General features: G+C 54.7%; 3 protein-coding genes. 2 read left to right on the forward strand and 1 reads right to left on the reverse strand.

The window, feature by feature from the left end; genetic code table 11:
• Both P792_RS37235 and P792_RS35530 read left to right on the forward strand, forming a co-directional pair.
• A partial coding sequence (locus P792_RS37235; protein WP_161630875.1) for a hypothetical protein occupies positions 1 to 1,596 on the forward strand: 1,596 nt, incomplete at its 5' end.
• Between the two features lie 78 nt (positions 1,597 to 1,674).
• Positions 1,675 to 2,412: a flagellar hook assembly protein FlgD gene (locus P792_RS35530; RefSeq protein ID WP_255345475.1), complete on the forward strand. Its 738-nt coding sequence runs from the start codon at positions 1,675 to 1,677 to the stop codon at positions 2,410 to 2,412.
• A gap of 94 nt (positions 2,413 to 2,506) precedes the next feature.
• Here the strand turns inward: P792_RS35530 and P792_RS35535 are convergent, their stop codons facing one another.
• Complete coding sequence (locus P792_RS35535; protein ID WP_235075554.1) at positions 2,507 to 3,196, reverse strand: response regulator transcription factor; 690 nt, start codon at positions 3,194 to 3,196, stop codon at positions 2,507 to 2,509.
• Positions 3,197 to 3,663: the final 467 nt, after the last annotated feature.

Below are 3,663 nucleotides of genomic sequence, written 5' to 3' on the forward strand. Positions count from 1 at the left end.
GGCTCGATCAACAACGAAGCCGTGAGCAACCAATCATCGGTCGCAGTGATGCAAGGGGGCTATTTTCTAGCCTCAAGCCAGGCCCTCGCCCCCTCTGATATGGGTTCTGCATCAACGTCCGGGCAGAGCAACATGCGAGCATTCGCCAACGGCTCGTCGTCGAATGGATCCGATATTCTCTCACATGCAGCGCCCTTCGCTTCGGTACAGGCACCAAGTGAGTCAGCAATCCTGCAAAATGCCGATATCTCCTTACAGCGGCACAGCCCGGCGTTGTCGGGGCAATCAGATACTTTCGCGGCCCTTGCTCAACCAGTCTCCGCCGGTGCGACCCCGCTCACAAACCTGTTCATTGGCGATGCAACGCAACAACCGACAACGCCTGACACAACATTTGGCCGCAGCGCCCTGACTATCTTGCAAGGATCATCAACTCCAGCGATTGGGGCCTATGTCGGGCCTGTCTCCCCGTCAGGCGCTTCTGCCAGCACCGGGCGGGACGACGGGAGATTGTCATCACTGCCAACCATTAACACGTCCGCCGCATTCGATCCTGCGGCAGCGATAACCCAAACAGGAGGGACTTGGCCGGCGAAACGGTCCGCTGCTGTTATCTCTGGTACTGGTGGAGGCTCATCATATCTGACGGATGGTACCCTCGCTAAAGGCTGGGTAGTCACGACCTTGCCAGACAATAGCCAAACCAACACGCCCACTTCTCCGATCATCAATCAAGCGACCGTACAGCAGAGCGAAAGACAGGCGCATTTCGGATCTCTTTCCGACAGCGCAGGCAAGCCTGCCGCAAGCGTCACGCCCCCGCAATCTGGCGCAGCAGATGAACCGAACTATGAAAGTGACTGGTCCGGCGTCGTAGCGTTAGGCGGTGCGACAGGCAGAACAGAAGGCGAAGGAGCATCGTCGAAAGGAGATAACCCGCCCGAGGATCACTCTGAGGCAAAGGCAGCGACGCCTTTGCTGGTCGCGCAACTTGCTGATGCCATCGGGGGCTTACACAACGATTTTGGATCGATGGTGCTCAACGGCCAAAGAGAGGACGGGCAGCAAAAAGCCTCAAGTCCTGTGGAAAGAGCGACATGGGACACCACGACGAATCAAGGTGACCAGACACAGACTGCCTCCAGCTCGACGACGACACTGACTATGACGTTGCAGACAACTGATACGAGTCCGATTCAACTAAGCCTCGAGGGGCAAAATGGGATAGCGACACGCATCATCCTTCAGAGCGATGATGATTCCACTGCGGAAAGCCTGAGCAAAACCAGACACGATCTTATCGCCTCCCTGCATTCAGCTGGAATTGATACGACTTCGATCAGAATCGACATCGTCTCATCCATGTCTGGCGGGTCCAATGCGCAGACCCACGACCATCATGCTCAGAATGGCATGAACCTATTGATGCAAGGGCAAAACTTTGCTGGCGGTGGTCAGAATTCCAACCCCGGATACAGACAGCAAGAGAGTAGACTCGGGACGTCCGAACCCGATAACATAGGGGATACCGGCGTTACATTGCGGGCTTCAGAATCCGCCTTGGCAACCAATGGCCGCGTCAACATCACGGCTTGATGACAGACATTCAACGCTTCGACTTTTTTCACAAGGGCAACAACATTGGCAACCTCGTCGATCAGCAACGAAAGTGCATTGCTTCAGGCCGCTGAGGCCACCGCAAAAGCTTCGGCCAACTCTTCGTCATCGAGCACCTCATCGAGTTCGAGCGCTGCCTTGGGTCTCTCGTCCCTTGCGAATAACTATACAACATTTCTGACGTTGCTAACGACCCAGTTGCAGCATCAGGATCCCAGCAGCCCCATGAGTTCTGACTCGTTCACCTCTGAACTCGTCCAGTTCGCCGGTGTGGAACAGCAGGTGCAAACCAACACCAATCTGTCATCCCTTATCTCGCTCAACGAGAGCAGCCAGCTCAGTTCGGGCAGCCAGTGGGTGGGACAGACAGCTACGGCGAAATCGACCACGTTGCCCCTTCAGAGCGGTGCAGCATCGCTGAGTTTCAGTGCAACTCAGGGCCAGAACGTGGCCATCGCCGTTAGCGACTCATCTGGAAAAATCGTCAAGACCGATACAGGGTCCGCTGTTTCGGGCGCCAACAAATGGACATGGGATGGGACTGACAATTCGGGTAACAAACTGGCGGACGGCGCTTACAGTGTCGCGGTAAAAACGATCGACTCTACCGGCACCACATCCGACGTGCCCTTTACCGTAACGGGCATTGTGACAGGCGTTACGAAAGGAAGCTCCGATCTTGAGATTCAGATGGGAGGTGCCACGATCCCATTGTCGAACATCACCAACTTCAGTGGCAAGACAGCCTCGAGCACGACCCAGATTTCTGACAGCTCAGATAGCGTTGAGGCCTAAACAGGGCCACGAGGTAGCGCGATACGCAATACCTCGCAGGCCACCTTCCCAAGGCATGACAAGTCAAGCAATGTCTTGGATACCCTGATTTGGCTCAGCTCTGAGCCTGTCCAGGCGATGCCATGGAACCAAGCATATGGATACCGCCCGTCACAGGGAGGCAATTTTCTCTTGCCGGGGTACGAACGTGCAATTCTTCCTGAGGCAGAACAATTGTCACTGGTGAAAACGCAGGCTCATTCAGTCGATAACCTATCCCCCATTGGGTTGTGAATGGCTCGCTTATTCCGAAAGCCCTTATCTTCTTTCTGATCTTGCAAATCATTACGTCGATAACCTTTCCGAAGGGCTCGTCTTCACCACTATAAAGGCTATCCAGCAGCACTTCCTTACTCAGGACCTGGTTTTTGCGCATGACGAGAAGGACGAGAAGATCATATTCCTTTCGGGTCAAGGGAACCACGGCCCCGTCGATGTGCACCTCGCGGCGGTCGATACCGACCGACATTCTGCCAACTTGCAATGTTGGGCTGTCATGACCGCCCGCGCGCCTGGCCACCGCGCGCAAGCGCGCGAGAAGAACCCTATGATCGGTCTCCTCGCCAACGCAGTCATCTGCGCCCGCGGAAAGCAGTTCGACCTCTCCTTCCGCCGAACCGATTTTACGAACAACGATGACAGGTACTGCAATCTTCCCTTTGCGTAATTGCCGGATGATGCGGGTATCCGAAGCGGCCTGTTGCAGAATCACGATATCATAATGCGTGCGCCGCAAGGTCTCCACAATCCCGGCAGGGCCGCTGGCCGTGATCGACAGGGACCCTGCTATCGCCGCTTTCGCGAGCTCGTCGCTCGGCCTTCCTGCCCCGGAGCTTTCAGCAACACACAATACGCGCATTTATGATCCACCAATAGTTTTACTTATGATTATATAATTTTGTCTGGTTATTTATTTGGTCAATTATGGAAATCTACCTTGACTACCCTACCTGCGTTCACAGATCGACATTACTGGTCGAGATCCCTCAAAGGGCACAGGCTGACTATACAGGGCAGACATTAACGAGACTACCAGTGAGTGACGAAATATGGCTGATACGCGACGATTTTTTTCCCCTGTTGCCCAAAGTCACCTCGACATCGTCAAATTCCATCAATCCCCCCTCCGGTACGCAGTCTCGGGATACCCGGAACGTTTCGACAAAAGCATGGCCCTGCCATCGGAATTCGTGCTAACACTGACTTATGGGG

Origin of the sequence: Asaia sp. SF2.1 (genome assembly GCF_000505765.1) — a bacterium.
In the GTDB taxonomy this organism is placed as follows: domain Bacteria; phylum Pseudomonadota; class Alphaproteobacteria; order Acetobacterales; family Acetobacteraceae; genus Asaia; species Asaia bogorensis.